General features: G+C 38.3%; 13 protein-coding genes. All 13 read right to left on the bottom strand.

The features are described from left to right. Positions 1–476 precede the first annotated feature (476 nt). A complete protein-coding gene (locus ACSKY2_RS00670) occupies positions 477–2,405 on the bottom strand; it encodes a MucBP domain-containing protein (protein WP_489877725.1) in 1,929 nt (642 codons plus the stop codon). Between the two features lie 359 nt (positions 2,406–2,764). Next, a complete protein-coding gene (locus ACSKY2_RS00665; protein WP_489877724.1) occupies positions 2,765–3,712 on the bottom strand; it encodes a diacylglycerol kinase in 948 nt (315 codons plus the stop codon). Between the two features lie 93 nt (positions 3,713–3,805). Next, entirely contained in the window at positions 3,806–5,251 is a 1,446-nt protein-coding gene (gene gatB, locus ACSKY2_RS00660; RefSeq protein WP_489877723.1) for an Asp-tRNA(Asn)/Glu-tRNA(Gln) amidotransferase subunit GatB, read from the bottom strand. Further along, complete coding sequence (gene gatA / locus ACSKY2_RS00655; RefSeq protein ID WP_489877722.1) at positions 5,251–6,708, bottom strand: Asp-tRNA(Asn)/Glu-tRNA(Gln) amidotransferase subunit GatA; 1,458 nt, start codon at positions 6,706–6,708, stop codon at positions 5,251–5,253. Before gatA ends, gatB begins: the two co-directional genes overlap by 1 nt. Continuing rightward, on the bottom strand, positions 6,708–7,019 hold the full coding sequence (gatC, locus tag ACSKY2_RS00650; protein WP_489877721.1) for an Asp-tRNA(Asn)/Glu-tRNA(Gln) amidotransferase subunit GatC: 312 nt from the start codon (positions 7,017–7,019) through the stop codon (positions 6,708–6,710). The genes gatA and gatC overlap by 1 nt, the downstream gene beginning before the upstream one ends. Positions 7,020–7,070: 51 nt before the next feature. Continuing rightward, complete coding sequence (locus tag ACSKY2_RS00645; protein WP_489877720.1) at positions 7,071–8,471, bottom strand: RsmF rRNA methyltransferase first C-terminal domain-containing protein; 1,401 nt, start codon at positions 8,469–8,471, stop codon at positions 7,071–7,073. 94 nt (positions 8,472–8,565) lie between these two features. Next, a complete protein-coding gene (locus tag ACSKY2_RS00640) occupies positions 8,566–9,387 on the bottom strand; it encodes a Cof-type HAD-IIB family hydrolase (protein WP_489877719.1) in 822 nt (273 codons plus the stop codon). A gap of 18 nt (positions 9,388–9,405) precedes the next feature. After that, a complete protein-coding gene (locus ACSKY2_RS00635; RefSeq protein WP_489877718.1) occupies positions 9,406–11,772 on the bottom strand; it encodes a Xaa-Pro dipeptidyl-peptidase in 2,367 nt (788 codons plus the stop codon). Between the two features lie 120 nt (positions 11,773–11,892). Continuing rightward, entirely contained in the window at positions 11,893–12,699 is an 807-nt protein-coding gene (locus ACSKY2_RS00630; protein WP_489877717.1) for a DUF4097 family beta strand repeat-containing protein, read from the bottom strand. A 1-nt stretch (position 12,700) separates the two neighbouring features. Further along, entirely contained in the window at positions 12,701–13,318 is a 618-nt protein-coding gene (locus ACSKY2_RS00625) for a DUF1700 domain-containing protein (RefSeq protein WP_489877716.1), read from the bottom strand. Continuing rightward, positions 13,311–13,625: a PadR family transcriptional regulator gene (locus ACSKY2_RS00620; RefSeq protein WP_489839845.1), complete on the bottom strand. Its 315-nt coding sequence runs from the start codon at positions 13,623–13,625 to the stop codon at positions 13,311–13,313. Before ACSKY2_RS00620 ends, ACSKY2_RS00625 begins: the two co-directional genes overlap by 8 nt. Before the next feature lie 166 nt (positions 13,626–13,791). After that, positions 13,792–14,277, bottom strand: coding sequence for a DUF1456 family protein (locus ACSKY2_RS00615; RefSeq protein ID WP_489878210.1), 486 nt, complete (start codon positions 14,275–14,277; stop codon positions 13,792–13,794). A gap of 2 nt (positions 14,278–14,279) precedes the next feature. Further along, a complete protein-coding gene (rbsK, locus tag ACSKY2_RS00610; protein ID WP_489877715.1) occupies positions 14,280–15,203 on the bottom strand; it encodes a ribokinase in 924 nt (307 codons plus the stop codon). Positions 15,204–15,297 lie beyond the last annotated feature (94 nt).

Below are 15,297 nucleotides of genomic sequence, written 5' to 3'. Positions count from 1 at the left end.
TCATCAATTTCGAATAACCCACTATACAATTTAAAACAATCTTTGAGAAAGCCATTTTTTGTATCATTTGAATCAAAAAAGTATTTTTCAGTTCCATTAATTATGGTAAATAAACAATATAAAGAAATATATTAAAAGATTTCTTATCGTATTTAACCGTTTATTTATCACTATCGTCACTACATTTTTTAATTTTTATTAATTTGTCTACTAATCAGCAGAAATTAATCAATGAAAATAATTCATCAAATTAAATACTAATTTCAGCAAATTTTCCAGTACTCTTTCTGAATAAAATGAATACTTTATATTTCAATTTTTTTCTACTTTCTACACTTAGTCGAATAGTTGGCTTTTAAAAAAGACTGTTCCTGATGACATATCAGAAACAGCCTTTAAACGTCTTTTATCTTCCTGTACTTAAACGATTCATTTTATTTGATATCACATTTTTTATATATTAGCTAGCAACTGCATTACTGACGTTTCTTGAAGTAAATTAATATACCAGTTAATACAGCCAACACACTTATCACACTAACATAACCTTTTTGTTTTGCTGCCGTATTTGGCAAAATTGTGTTCACCCCATCTTGTATCTTTTTCGTCAATGGCTGTTTTGTTTTTGTCGATGAATTATCAGCTTTTGTTGTACTCAAAGTCTGATTAACCTGATTGTGGTTTTCATTTTTTGGCCCATTTACTTCTGCATTCTTGGGGTTTGAATCCTTTGTATAAACATAGGTCACCGTTTGCTTTTCATCGGTTAATTTACCGGTTGGATTACCCTTCACTTCTTTAAACGTATATCCATCGACCTGCTTTTGTTGTGCGTGATAGTCATCACCAATATTGCCGCTAATCGTTTCCGACGTTGCGATCTCTTTGCCACTTTCATCCTCATAGTTGACCGTCACATCGGCTGCTTTCACTGGATTCTTCGTATAAACATAGGTCACCGTTTGCTTTTCATCGGTTAATTTACCGGTTGGATTACCCTTCACTTCTTTAAACGTATATCCATCGACCTGCTTTTGTTGTGCGTGATAGTCATCACCAATATTGCCGCTAATCGTTTCCGACGTTGCGATCTCTTTACCACTTTCATCCTCATAGTTGACTGTCACATCAGCTGCTTTCACTGGATTCTTCGTATAAACATAGGTCACCGTTTGCTTTTCGTCGGTTAATTTACCGGTTGGATTACCCTTCACTTCTTTAAACGTATACCCATCGAGCTGCTTTTGTTGTGCTTGATAGGCGTCACCAATATTGCCGCTAATCGTTTCCGACGTTGCGATCTCTTTGCCACTTTCATCCTCATAGTTGACTGTCACATCAGCTGCTTTATGTTCAGCAACAACGACCTTGGTTGTATTCCAAATATATTCCCCACTATCTAATTTTTCATAGTACTTCACATAATAAGTACCATCATTTTCGAAAGTAAAATTGTCTTTCGTCGTTGATATCAACTTACCTTCACTATCTAGTACATCAAACGTGCCACCAGAATTATTGCCATAATCATTTACAAAATCTTTCAAAGATTGATTTGTTCCCCGAGAGATTTCAACGTTGCTTTTCATATTAATCTTAGTTCGGTTGTTAAATGTTCCCCATAATGTTCCCCATCCCGGGTGTTCCGATACATACTGTGAGCCATTGACATACTGATCACCGGTTGATTTATCTGAACCATAAATTTCAAAGTCACTCGTACTTGAACTATGTAAAAACATATGTGAGCCATCATCTGAAGAATTTAAAGGTTGTATGGCATAAATAACATATGAGTTAGCGCCTATTTCAGGAAGATGACTTAAATCAATGGCTGTACTCCCATCAGTATTTCTAACAAAAGGCAATGATGTCACGGTATCTCCCGAAACATATGCAGCCGCTAATACTCTTAAAGGTGCATCATTAACCAGATCTTGCTCTGGGACGACTTTTAATTGCGAATAATTATAATTACTGTTTAACCCAACACGATATGTCATCTGCATAGAATCATTATTAAATTTATGATTATTATTATAATAATCAACTGTTTGCTGTGTGATTCCTAAATTCAATAATGATTGCTTGACATTGGCATTATTTGAGTCATTAGGAATACCATCTCCTAAAGTATTGCCAACTAAATCTGCCTTATATGTGGGTGCTGTCGTGGCATCTCTTGTCACCCCTGAATTATTATCAGAGTTAACTGATTTGATAGTGTTATCATCGGTATGGTCAATACTTTCCGATTCAGCATAATTTGTTTTGACATCTGCATTGACATGTCCAACATTAAAAGCACCTGTTATCATGACAGTAACAACTGACATACCAACAAAAGCCCAGTGTTTACCATCCTTATACATTTTATAATGTTCTTTGATACCTTTTCTGCTCATGATGCTATAGCCCCCTAAATTTACCATTTTCATGAATTATAAATCATTCATCAAACCGTCATCATTATCAAAAAGGATTTATTATGTTCAAAAAGGAAGGAATTTTAAGTACACCATTGGTAAGTCATTTTTTTCTGGTCATCAACGACATATTTTCATGGTTAGCTATTATTTTTAATAACTAGCATAAAAGGGGGCTGAGCCATAAGTCGTTATAATCAGCTGAAAAAGGCGCTAATCTACCAATCAAAATTGGTAGATTAGCGCCTTTAAACGTGTTCCAAAAGACTGAAGCCTTATCGTTACAATCGGCTTCAAAACGTCTTTTGTCACACTCTCCTAAGATATAAAATATATTTTTAATCATTTAATTTAAAAGGCTCACTGATTAACATTTCCCTTAAACTATCATCAATATTCGTAACCATTTGAATATGTTGTTTATGATTAATAAATGTCACTGGTGCATCCCCACCATATTCACCATCAAGATTGATCATAATTCTATCATTTTTCAATGATGACACTTCGACACGTTCAGACTTGGCATAAATTAAATTGGGATTGTTAACATGCTTACCCTTTAATACCTCGGTAACCAAATTTAAGATTTCAGAAAATTTCGTTGTTTTAACAATTAAAAGTGTAAACTTACCATCATCTAGCTTCGCATCGGGCACAATCTGCTCGAAACCACCCACAGAATTGGTTAATGCCAAAAAAAACATGGCTGATTGCCCATTGAATTCACCATCATCATATTTCACATGAATATCCATCGGTTTAATACTGGTTAACATTTCTGCACCCTTAACAAGGTAAGCTAAATAACCATACATTGACTTTAATTTTGATGGTACTGAATAAGTTAACTCTGACAATGAACCACCGGCCGCAATATTAACAAAGTACGACTCATTCGATTGCCCAATATCCATTTTTGCCGCATGTCCCTTTAAAATAACACGAGCCGCAGCTAATGGATCTTCGCGCGGAATGCGCAAAGCACGTGCATAATCATTAGTTGTCCCAGCTGGAATGATGGCCATCATTGGTCGTTGGTCTAACGGCGCAATCCCATTAACAACTTCATTAATTGTCCCATCACCACCAGCAGCCACGAGTAAATCAAATCCCGCTTGGGCAGCTCGTTTGGCTTCATTCATTGCTGAATTTGGCTCGGGTGTTGTCGCAAAAGCGCTTGTTTCATAACCAGCCTGTTCATAAACATCTAAAATATCAACAAGGTCTCGTCGAATTGCCTCGCGGCCAGATGTTGGATTATAGATAATGCGTGCTCTTTTCATTACGTTATGCTCCTAATTTAATCTATGTATGAGCAGTGCAGCCATCACACTGCTCAATAGCTCACATACTAATATAATATACTATGTGAAGCTTTATTCAGGCTTACGAGCCTGCAAGCCAGCCATCAACAATTGGTTAACAACTGCTGGGTTAGCACTTCCTTTAGTTTGCTTCATAATTTGACCAACTAAGAAACCAACCGCACGATCTTTTCCATTATGGAAGTCAATAATTGATTGTTCATTTTTATCCAAAATTTCATCGATCATTGGTGTCAAAACAGCTGGATCAGATAATTGCTTCAAACCGTTCTTTTCAACGAATTCAACTGGATCATCACCTTTGGTAATTGCCTTAAAAACTTTTTTAGCCATCTTAGTTGAAATCGTACCATCATCAATAAGCTTGATCATATCAGCCAAATGCTTTGGTGTTAACGGCGTTGCCTCCAAATCAGCTTGTTGCTCATTCAAAAAGGCGTTAACGTCACCCATCAAGTAGTTAGCTGCACGCTTAGGATCAGCACCTTCAGCAACTGTTGCATCAAAGAAATCAGACATTGCAAGCGTTTGTGTCAACACTTCAGAATCATAAACTTCTAGACCAAGTTCATCAACGTAACGTGCCTTACGATCTTTAGCTGCTTCAGGTAACTTTTCACGAACCTCTTCAATCCAATCATCAGTCACGTGAATGGGTGTTAAATCTGGTTCTGGGAAATAACGATAATCGTCAGCCGTCTCTTTAACACGCATCAAAACAGTCTCACCCGTTGTCTCATCGAAACGACGCGTTTGTTGTTTGATCGTACCACCAGACATGTAAATCCTAGCATGACGATTTTCTTCGAAGGCCAATGCTTTACGAACATAATTGAAAGAGTTTAAGTTCTTCAACTCAACCTTAGTCCCATATTCCGTCGCACCAACTGGGCGAATTGAAATATTCGCATCAACACGCATTGATCCTTCTTGCATCTTAACATCAGAAATACCTGTAAATTGAATTGCTTGACGTAATGCTTCTAAATAAGCGTATGCTTCATCAGGTGATGAAATGTCAGGTGCACCAACAATTTCAATTAATGGTGTGCCTTGACGATTCAAGTCAACATATGAATAACCATTAGTCCCGTGCGTATTTTTACCAGCATCTTCTTCGACGTGTAATTCAGTAATACCAACGCGCTTCTTTTGACCTTCAAATTCAATCTCTAGCCAACCGTTACGACCGATTGGCTCTTGTTGTTGCGTAATTTGATAAGCTTTAGGATTATCTGGATAGAAGTAATTCTTACGATCCCAGTGCAAGTCACGTGTAATATCAGCATTCAATGCCAGTGACGCCATCATTCCATATTCTAAAGCACCCTTATTAGCTTGTGGTAACACGCCAGGATAACCCCAATCAATGACATTCGTATTAGCATTAGGTTCTGCACCATATTGTACGGGTGAAGGTGACATCGCTTTAGAGTTTGTCTTTAACTCAACGTGGACTTCTAGTCCAATTGTCGTTTCAAAATTTGGCACTGCCATTAGTCCTTACCTCCTGGTACTTTTTCAAATAAACGTGTGGCTTGCTCATAAGCGTAAGCGACACGGTAAATGGTTTCTTCTTGATAGCGGTTAGCAATTAATTGCATACCGACTGGCAAACCATCAACAAAGCCGGCTGGTACTGACATACCTGGCAAACCAGCCATGTTAACTGGAATAGTCAAAACGTCATTCATATAGGTTACTTCAGGATCATCTTGATTAGCACCAAAATCATAAGCAACATTTGGTGTGGTTGGTGCCACAATCAAATCATAATCAGCAAATACTTTTTGGAAATCATCATTCATCAATGTCCGTACTTGAGCAGCCTTCTTAAAGAATGCATCGTAAGAACCCGCTGATAGTGAATATGTGCCCAGCATAATACGACGTTTGACCTCATCACCAAAACCTTGTGTCCGTGTTTGTACATATAAATCATCTAGATTCTTAACATTTTCAGGACGGAAACCATATCGGATACCATCAAAACGTTGTAAGTTTGAAGAAGCCTCTGCTGACGCAAGAATATAATAGGCCGCAACACCATATTTTGTATGTGGTAATGAGACTTCATCAACTGTTGCCCCTAACTCACGTAACTTTTCAATACCTTGACGAATCGTTGTCTTAATCGCTTCATCAATACCATCTGCAAAATATTCTGTTGGGACAGCAATCTTCATACCCTTAATGTCACCATCTAAGTGAGCCGTATAATCAGGCACATCTTGATCAGATGATGTTTGATCATTCACATCATGACCCGCCATTGCTGCCAAGACTGTTGCATTATCCTTGACACGGCGCGTAAAGACACCCACTTGGTCAAGTGACGATGCAAAAGCAATCACACCAAAACGTGACACACGACCATACGTTGGTTTCATACCGACAATCCCATTAAAAGCAGCTGGCTGACGGATTGAACCACCAGTATCGGTTCCTAAGGCAAACAGCACTTCACCAGCAGCAACTGAAACTGCTGAACCACCTGATGATCCCCCTGGTACCTTCGTTTGATCCCAAGCATTCTTGGTTTGCTTATAGTGTGAAGTTTCAGTTGTTGAACCCATGGCAAATTCATCCATGTTTAACTTACCAACACCAACTGCGCCGTGGTCACGTAAGCGTGAAACAACTGTTGCGTCATAAATTGGTTTGAACCCTTCCAAGATTTTTGAAGCAGCCGTTGTTGTAACATCTTTCGTCATTAAATTATCTTTAATTCCGTATGGTATACCTGATAAAACATTATTAGGATCAATGCCAGCCTCATCAATGGCGGCAGCCTCTGCTAAGGCTTTATCAGCCATCGTTGTCAAAAAAGCATCATATGTTGCATCGTCTTGCGCAATATTTGCCAATGTCTCTTTGACCAACTCAACAGCCGTAATTTCTTTATTTACAAGCTGTTCGTGTAACTTTTCGATATTTGTATGCAAGAAATCCATTAACCTTCAGCTCCTCCATCAAGAATTGCAGGCACCTTAATCAGGGTGTCTTGGTGCTCTGGTGCATTATGCAATAATGCTTGTGATTGGTGGGCATTAACAGCCACATCTTCTCGTAAGACAGTATGCATTTCAGTGACTGAATACGTTGGTTGTACATTTTCCGTATCAACCTCAGCTAACGTTGTCACCACATCAAAAATCTTACCTAAATGATCTGTAAACATGTCTGCTTCTGTATCCGTTAGGGCTAATTTAGCTAAATTAGCCACATGTTCAACTTCTTCACGCGTAATTTGCTCGTTTGCCATGTTAATTCCTTTCATGCTTTGATATAGCTATTTTACCAAAAGATTTTGTAATTAGTATAGGTCATCTGACAAATTCACCAGATGATCATGGACAACAAACCGTAATCCTTTGGGATAAAAATTCTTCATCTGACGATTGACTAATTTACCAAAACCCACTCCATTATGATTCATTTCTAGTAAGTACCAGCCATTTTCTAACTGATCATCAGCGATTGGCACCATAAATGTGTCACCGTGAACATATTGGCGCCATTCCACATCGGTTAATTGATAACGTTTTGTAAATAATTCTGGCTGAACTGCCAATGCAAGTGCCAAACTTGGTTCAAACCTTTTTTTCTTAAACGTTCCCAAGTGTAGACCAGCTCGTAACACTTGCAGACCTTTTAAATCTGGTGTGTCAACTGGTAAAGCATATAGTTGATCACCAAAAGTTAACAAAGTACCTGGTTGATAATCATGTAACATCGTTTGTTTAAAATCTGCCCAATATTTTTGTTGTTCAACTGTCAAATTAGATTTGGCTAACTTAGGTTCTTTCACTGGTGTCACTGTTGTTGGTTGATATTGCATCTTTGCCATAAAATGGCCTTCACCAGCAACATATTGTGGAAAAAGACGAACTGCTTTGGTCAATTCTGGATTATGGTCAGCCCATTCAGGTCGACCATCTGACATGCCATCGTGCTTTGGCACATCCACCATGTGTAAATCAGGATATTTTTTTAATAACCAGGCAATGATCTGTTCATCTTCTTCTGGTGCAAATGTACAAGTTGAGTATACTAATGTGCCACCCGGTTTTAGCATTTTCATTGTTTCAACAAGAATTTCACGCTGACGAGTGGCATTTTCTGCTGGATAATCCTGATGCCAATACTGAATCGCATATGGATCTTTACGAAACATTCCCTCACCGGAACAAGGCGCATCTAAAATAATACGATCAAAATATTGTGGGAATCTTTTAGCTAATTCTTGAGGTGCATGGTTGGTCACCAATGCATTTTGAATGCCAAAACGTTCCACATTCTCACTTAAAATTTGAGCCCGTTTACGAAAAATTTCGTTCGACACTAATAAACCAGCTTGTTGCATAAATGATGCTAAATGGGTTGATTTACCACCCGGCGCAGCTGCTAAGTCAAGCACACGTTCCCCTGGCTTTGGCCGTGCTAATTCTCCGACTAATTGTGCTGATGGTTCTTGTGAATAGATCACACCCGTTGTGTGGTCAACTGAATGACCCTTGGCGGTACCATAGTACCCCCAATCACCCCAAGGTACGCGACCTGACGTTGGTGTGTCGTACAAGTGTTGATTGGCTTTCAAAGGATTAACACGAAAAGCTTTCACAACTGGCTGATCAAATGCGGCAAAGAATTCATCCGCCTCGTCTCCCATTAATTGACGATATTTGGCTCGGTAGTCTTTTGGTAACTCCACCATGACATAAACTCCTTGTTTTAGATAGATTACATTTTATTTTACACGTTTTTCTACTATTCAAACAGTGCTGATTAACAAGGTGTTCAATCTGATCCTAATCAATTAATTTTTCTAAATATTTTGCCAATCCGTCTTCTTCATTTGTATAGGTCGTGATATCGTCCGCAATAGCAAGTAACGCTGGATTGCCATTTTTCATCACAATACCATGGGCAGCGTAATCAATCATTTCAAAATCATTCATTTCATCCCCAAAAGCATAAACATCATCTTTTTGAATATCATATGCTTTCTGTAAAATTTGTAACCCTGTATCTTTGGCGACACCAGCTGGCACGATTTCCAAAATAGGTGATGTTGCACCCCATGTTTTCACAGTGACACGATCAGCACCATAACGATTCGTCACATATGTCTGAATTTCTGCCTGATGATCACTATTTTGTGCTTCGATTAAAATAGAATTAATATTTGTTTTTAAATTTAACCGATCTAACATATGATATTTATCTGTTGTTTGTGGAAAAAAGAAAGTATCCACCGGATTCTCTGGCTCAATCTTATTATTAGTCCAAACATCAGCCCGATTTTCTGCAACCACAGATTTAATCGCCATATCCGCTGCATTTTCAATTAAATCAAAGGCAATTTCGCGATCAACTTGAAATGAATACGCATGATCCCACGACGTATTTGGCATGTCACCAAACGCACCATTAAAATTTATCATCGGTGATCGTAAGCCAAGTTCTTGATAAATATTAGTCGATAAACGTACTGGTCGTCCCGTTATAATGGCCACAATATGACCAGCGGCTTGCATTTTCTGAATTATTTGACGTGTTTTGTCAGAGATCTGACCAGCATTATTCAAAGTTGTTTTATCTAAGTCAATGCCAATTAGTTTACGTCCCATAAATATTTTCCTTCCATTCTATTTGTTGCTGACAATTGGTACGATAAGTTCACTATGTGTCGTATCAATTGTATAGGTAATCTTTTGGTTGCCCCGAATGGTCATTTCAAAATCTGTCCCATAAACAACAATACCTAATTGATGACCAGCCGTTAATTGATATAACGTTGGTTGTAAGGTCAATGTTAAATCAACATACTGATTCGGCTGTAAATCGTCCACTCGCCATGGATGCTCACGATTTTGCATATTCATATGCCCAATGGTGATCATTTTAAATGGTGTTGTTGCTGCTTGTTGAAATTCAACTAGGTTTGTCGGTTGCCAATTAACCCCCCGATCAATTTGCTGTCCCTGGTCAACAGGTTTCGTTGTTAGACGCTTCGCTTCTCCATAATCAACGAGCATCGCACTAACTAAGCCCACATTCTCAGATGACTTCATCCGCAATTTTAACGATACTTCACCATCAATGATGACATCTTGCAATTGTTTTGGTTGCAAAAAAATCGCACGTGAATTATCTAACTGGTGATTATGTTGATCCAACATTTGTTGACGCCATTGGTTAAAATCTTGACTATAGGTACGATAAGCCGCTGTCGTTTGTTGATCGGTGTAACTGACTGGTGTCTGTACATTAGCTAATGCCATTGTTGTCATGGCGGCTTGACCCCAAGTCTCCCATGTTTGCCAAGTCTCAGGTGCTAGATTACTTTGCCAAGTAATGTCTGGTAATTGGTTTGGTGCTTGATTAGTTAGCCCATACAATTTATGACTGAGCCATAGATTCATCTGATCACTAAAATCTAAGGAACGATTATTATTGATATAAATATGCTGTCCCTGATGTAAATATAGTTTTTTCACAAGATTTAAATCTTTTAATTTTTGATATAACCGAAAGACTTGGCGAGGTTTAACGTTCCAATCATTTAAACCATGCACCATGATCACATCAGCTTTGATTTGCGCAGTATTGTTCAAATAATTACGTGCATCCCAATATGCATTATAATTACCGGTTGCACGATCCATCTTGGTTGCCGCCGTTTGTTGTATTGATTGCCACTGTTGCTTTGTTTGATGCCAATCACCAGCATCTTGCATCCGTGAATAAACTAATTCTGCTAAAACATCCATATCTTCCCCTGGAAAGCCACCAGGTGCAATCACTAAGCCATTGTCACGATAATATTGATACCAATCCGAGATGGCGGCTTCTGATATCACCGTTTCTAAACCGGTGACACCTGTTGTTGCAACAGCTGTCGCTAAAGTACCAAGATATGATTTACCCGTCATCGCTACTTTACCACTGGACCAATTTGCTTTAATCGCTAACCCACTGGTTCGATCAGTAAATGCTTGCCGATTACCAGCCAACCACTCAACCACCGCTTTCATACTAGCTACTTGTGCTGGTGATCCTGTATCTTGCATCCCATCTGAGTCTCGTGTACCAATACCTGATGAATAAGCAACTGCAAACCCACGTGACAAAAAGTAATTGTTCAAATCAACATGCGCAGTTGGATAGAACGTTTGGGTTGCATACTTTGCCTCGCCAGTGATTGTTTGCCCACGCAATACTTTATTTGGTTTGGGGTGGTAGGCAATATCTGCATACGTCGCTTGATTTGGTATCTTGTGTGTTAATGGCACATTGACATCATGTAATTTTTTGTCACTAACAATATCATTTGTTCCTTGATAATATGGTGACACCGTAAACAGGGTCGGTACTTTTTGTTGCGTTGTTGGTCGGATAATATCAACGCGGACGAGATCCTTGCGACCGTCCTCATCTGTGTCCAAATCCGTTTCGACATACACCACTTCTTTTTTTAATTGTTTTGTATCAAACGTGACCATAGCTTTGCCATTAAAGAACAAAGATTGATTAGTCGGTTTAAAATACCCTTGACTCGCTAATTCATCAATAAATTGTAACCCATTTCTAGTATGTGTCATTAATAACATATACCAAGCGGTTAAAACATCTTCGGTTGACCAAACACCAGGTTTATCATATAACGGTAAGCCAATGTGGTTAACGGCTTTTTGGGGCTCAGATAATGAATAATCGACATCTTCTAAAAATTGTAACAACTGTAAAGCAACATTATTAAATTCCTTCACTGTTAACTCATGACTAGTCTCAAAAAAATTAGCTAATGTTTGCTTTTCAGTTACCATATAAAAATGAAATTTTTCGTTGACCGCCGTAGTTGTCGCGGCTTGGTTCAACAATGCTTGCCATAAAGCCACACTGCCTTGTGCCATGGCTGCTTGAATCTTTTCGTTATAAAAACCAATTTGCGTTAGTTCTTTTATTTTTTGTGAAAAAGGTGTTTGAACAACACCGAACTGGTTAATTTTCATTCGCTTATCTCCATTTCAATGTTTATATTATAGCAAACATTAAAACATAATGAGAATGCGATGCTTTTTCATTGATATAAAGAAAACAGGTTCAAAAAAAGCTGAACCTGTTAAATCATATTATTTAATGTCAACATTCGCGCCACTACCGTTAATTGATAAGGCATTATTTTGGTCACCGGTTGTGTAATCAGTCTCACCAAAATCTTTATTATTAACGCTAATACTACTATCTTGGTTAGTGACCTTAACACCAGGTACTTGTAACTGACGCAACTGTACATCAGCATCTTCACCAGTTAGTTGACTGCTGTTATGTAGTGTTAATTGTCTTGCTTTAAAAGAGCCTTCATTTGCCATCACGTGCATCGTATCTGATGTGACATTTTGCCAATTGTAGCTACCACCTTCACCTTTTGTCTCAATATTTTTAGCGGTTAAGCCACGTAATCTGATGCCACCATAATTGTTAGTCATCATGACATGATCAGCAGATAATTGCTTAATATGAATCCCACCGCCATTAGTTTTCAAATTAAGGTTTTTTAACTTCACTTGATATGGCACTGTCACAACAATACGTTGACTCGCATTATTATAACTAATGACTTGTTGCATCGATCGTAACGATATGTTTAATTTCTTTTGTTCGGTCTTAAGTCGTAACTGATTGTCTATTGTCTGTCCTGAAATTTGCCATTTTTTACCACGAACGACCTTCACAACCCCATTTTCACCAGCATTGATCGTTAACTTGCTATAATCTTGATCTGCTAAATCTTTCTTAATTTGGTGAGTTTCAATAATTTTTGGCCCATGGTGCCAAGTAATTGACGTTTTGGCACCTGTTGATAATCCCGTAAAGACCATCACCCCACCAACGATCATCACACCTGCACCCGTTATCAATGTTGCTTTTAATCCCATTTTAGCGTGCCTCCTTTGTGGTATTTCTTGTTAGGAAACGGTGCCCAATCCACTTCACAAATGCAACTAGCATTTCAAATAGCCAACGTGTTAAACGCCAGACAATCGGCGCAAAAAAGATAACTGCCCCAGTTAGTAGCAAGCCACCCCCCATAAAGAGGACCCCCGTTGCGACTGATTGTCCTAACAAAATAACACCATTAACAAAGAAAAATAAGCCACCTGCTAGCACGCCAATAATGGCTGCATAAATGCCAAAAATGATACCAAAAAAGACAATTAGGGCACTAATTAAGAGCAAAATCAAACCAATGGCAACTGGAATTAGAATGGGTGATGCAAATAAACCTAACACAATTAACCAGATCATATTGACTCGGTTCTTTGTCCGTTCAGTAACTGGTATTGTGTCATCAGTTGTTTCATCGTTTTCAATAAAATAATCAATTTTTAGTGAACGCGCAAATTGTTTGGGAGTCCCATACTTTGCCTCAATTTCCTGCATTGAATAATTGGCATCCAACATTTGCTCCTCATAAAACTGTAATAATTCTTCACGTTCATCCACGGGGATATCTTTTAAATAACCTCTCACGGCTGTTAAATAATCTTTAATCATGACGCTCCTCCAATAATGAATTCACTGCTAGTCGGAATTCTGCCCATGCCTGACTGATTTCTTTTAGATGCGCTTTGCCCAAATCAGTTATATGATAATAACGTCGATTCCGCCCTTCAAATGGTTTATCATACGTCTCTAAGTAACCATCCCGTTTTAAACGTCTCAAAACTGGATACATGGTTGATTCGCTGACCCCTAGTAATTCCTGCATTGCCTTGGTAATGATATAACCATATGTATCTTCCTTCGTCAATACGGCTAACACAGAGCCATCGAGTACCACGGTTGGTACTTGAATATTCATGGCTATTCTCCTTCACTTGTTCGTGTTATACTTCATATATCGTTATACTATACAACGTATAATGATATGTCAAGGACACTGCATCATTTCTGTATAAAAAGCTGCCACGGCTAATTGCCGTGGCAGCTTTTTAACCAACATACCTAGAATATTGGCTATTATGAAATTAACGTCGTGTATTTGCCATACCAATCAATAATTTACGCATAAATTGATCGCCAGCCACTAAATATTTTGGGTGCGATTTTCTGCGTAACATCGCTCCCACTTCTCCTTTACTGACTTTAAAGTCAGCAGCTTGCCAAAAAGCTAGTAAATCATCCGTTGTGTATGACATTGCAATTTTCAATTTCTTAATCACAACATTATTAATGTCATTATCACGTTGCATACTATAATCTGGTGCTGCTATCGAGCCATCAGAATTTTTTTTATGACCACGTTGTGAAATAATTAAACCATTCATAAATTTTTCTAGATCATGCCTTGATAGTTGTGCATCACGTGGGCTGTTTTGCTCTGACTTGACCATCATTTCTTGAAAAGCCTGTTTACTTAAAGTTAAACCACCTAATTGGAAGATAGTCGTCATGTCTTTACTGTTAATATTTAAAATATATTGTAATCGACGAATAATATCATTATTGTGCATCACTAATGCCAAACTTCTTTCATTTTTGCAAGGGTTGGAATTGATGGCTGAGCGCCAGCTCCTTGAACGGTTAATGCTGACGCTGCACTAGCAAAACGAACACTGTCAACAATATTTGTCATGTCAGGTAATAATCGCGTCGCTAATGCGCCAATAAATGTATCTCCAGCAGCAGTTGTATCGACTGCTTTGACTTTAAAAGCAGGCTCAAATCCACTACGTCCATCACCCATTTGATAATAAGCCCCACGTTCTCCCAGCGTAATGATCACGTTTTTTGCACCCAATGCTTGTAATTTATTTGATGCACTGACCATCGATAAATCATCAGTTACTGGGATACCAGTAATAATTTCTGCTTCTGTTTCATTTGGTGTAATTAAGTCAGTTAAAGACAATAATTCTTCTGGTATATCATGCCGTCCAGGTGCTGGATTTAAAATAGTCATCACATTCGCTACCTTTGCTATTTTAAAAGCTTCTAACGTGGCAATAATTGGCGTTTCAAATTGCGCAATGAGCACCTCTGATGATTGAATGACCGTTTTTGCTTCATCAACATTCGTTTCATTTAGCCGTTGATTCGCACCACCCAAAATTAAAATTGTATTGTGTGAATCACTTTCTAACAAGATATAAGCCGCACCTGTCCCAACGTCTGGTAATTGTGCAATGTGCATTGTATCAACACCATCTGTCGTCAATGCATTTAATAATAATTGACCATTTTGGTCCTGACCTACGGCACCAATAAAATGTACTTGACTACCTAATCGCTGAGCTGCAACTGCTTGATTCGCACCCTTTCCACCTGGAGCAGTGGACGCATCAGACATTGCCATCGTTTCACCTTGCATTGGTAAATGGTCAATATGTAAAATCGTATCAGAATTTAATGATCCTAATACCGTCACTTTTCTTGCCATTAGCTGTTTCCTTTCTAGTCAATATCTATTCATAAAAAAATTGTTTATTTCCATCATTCTGACAATGCCGAAAATAAACAATTTTTATCCAACA

This window comes from Weissella sp. ESL1156, from assembly GCF_058505625.1.
This window is presented reverse-complemented; position numbering and strand designations above follow the sequence as displayed.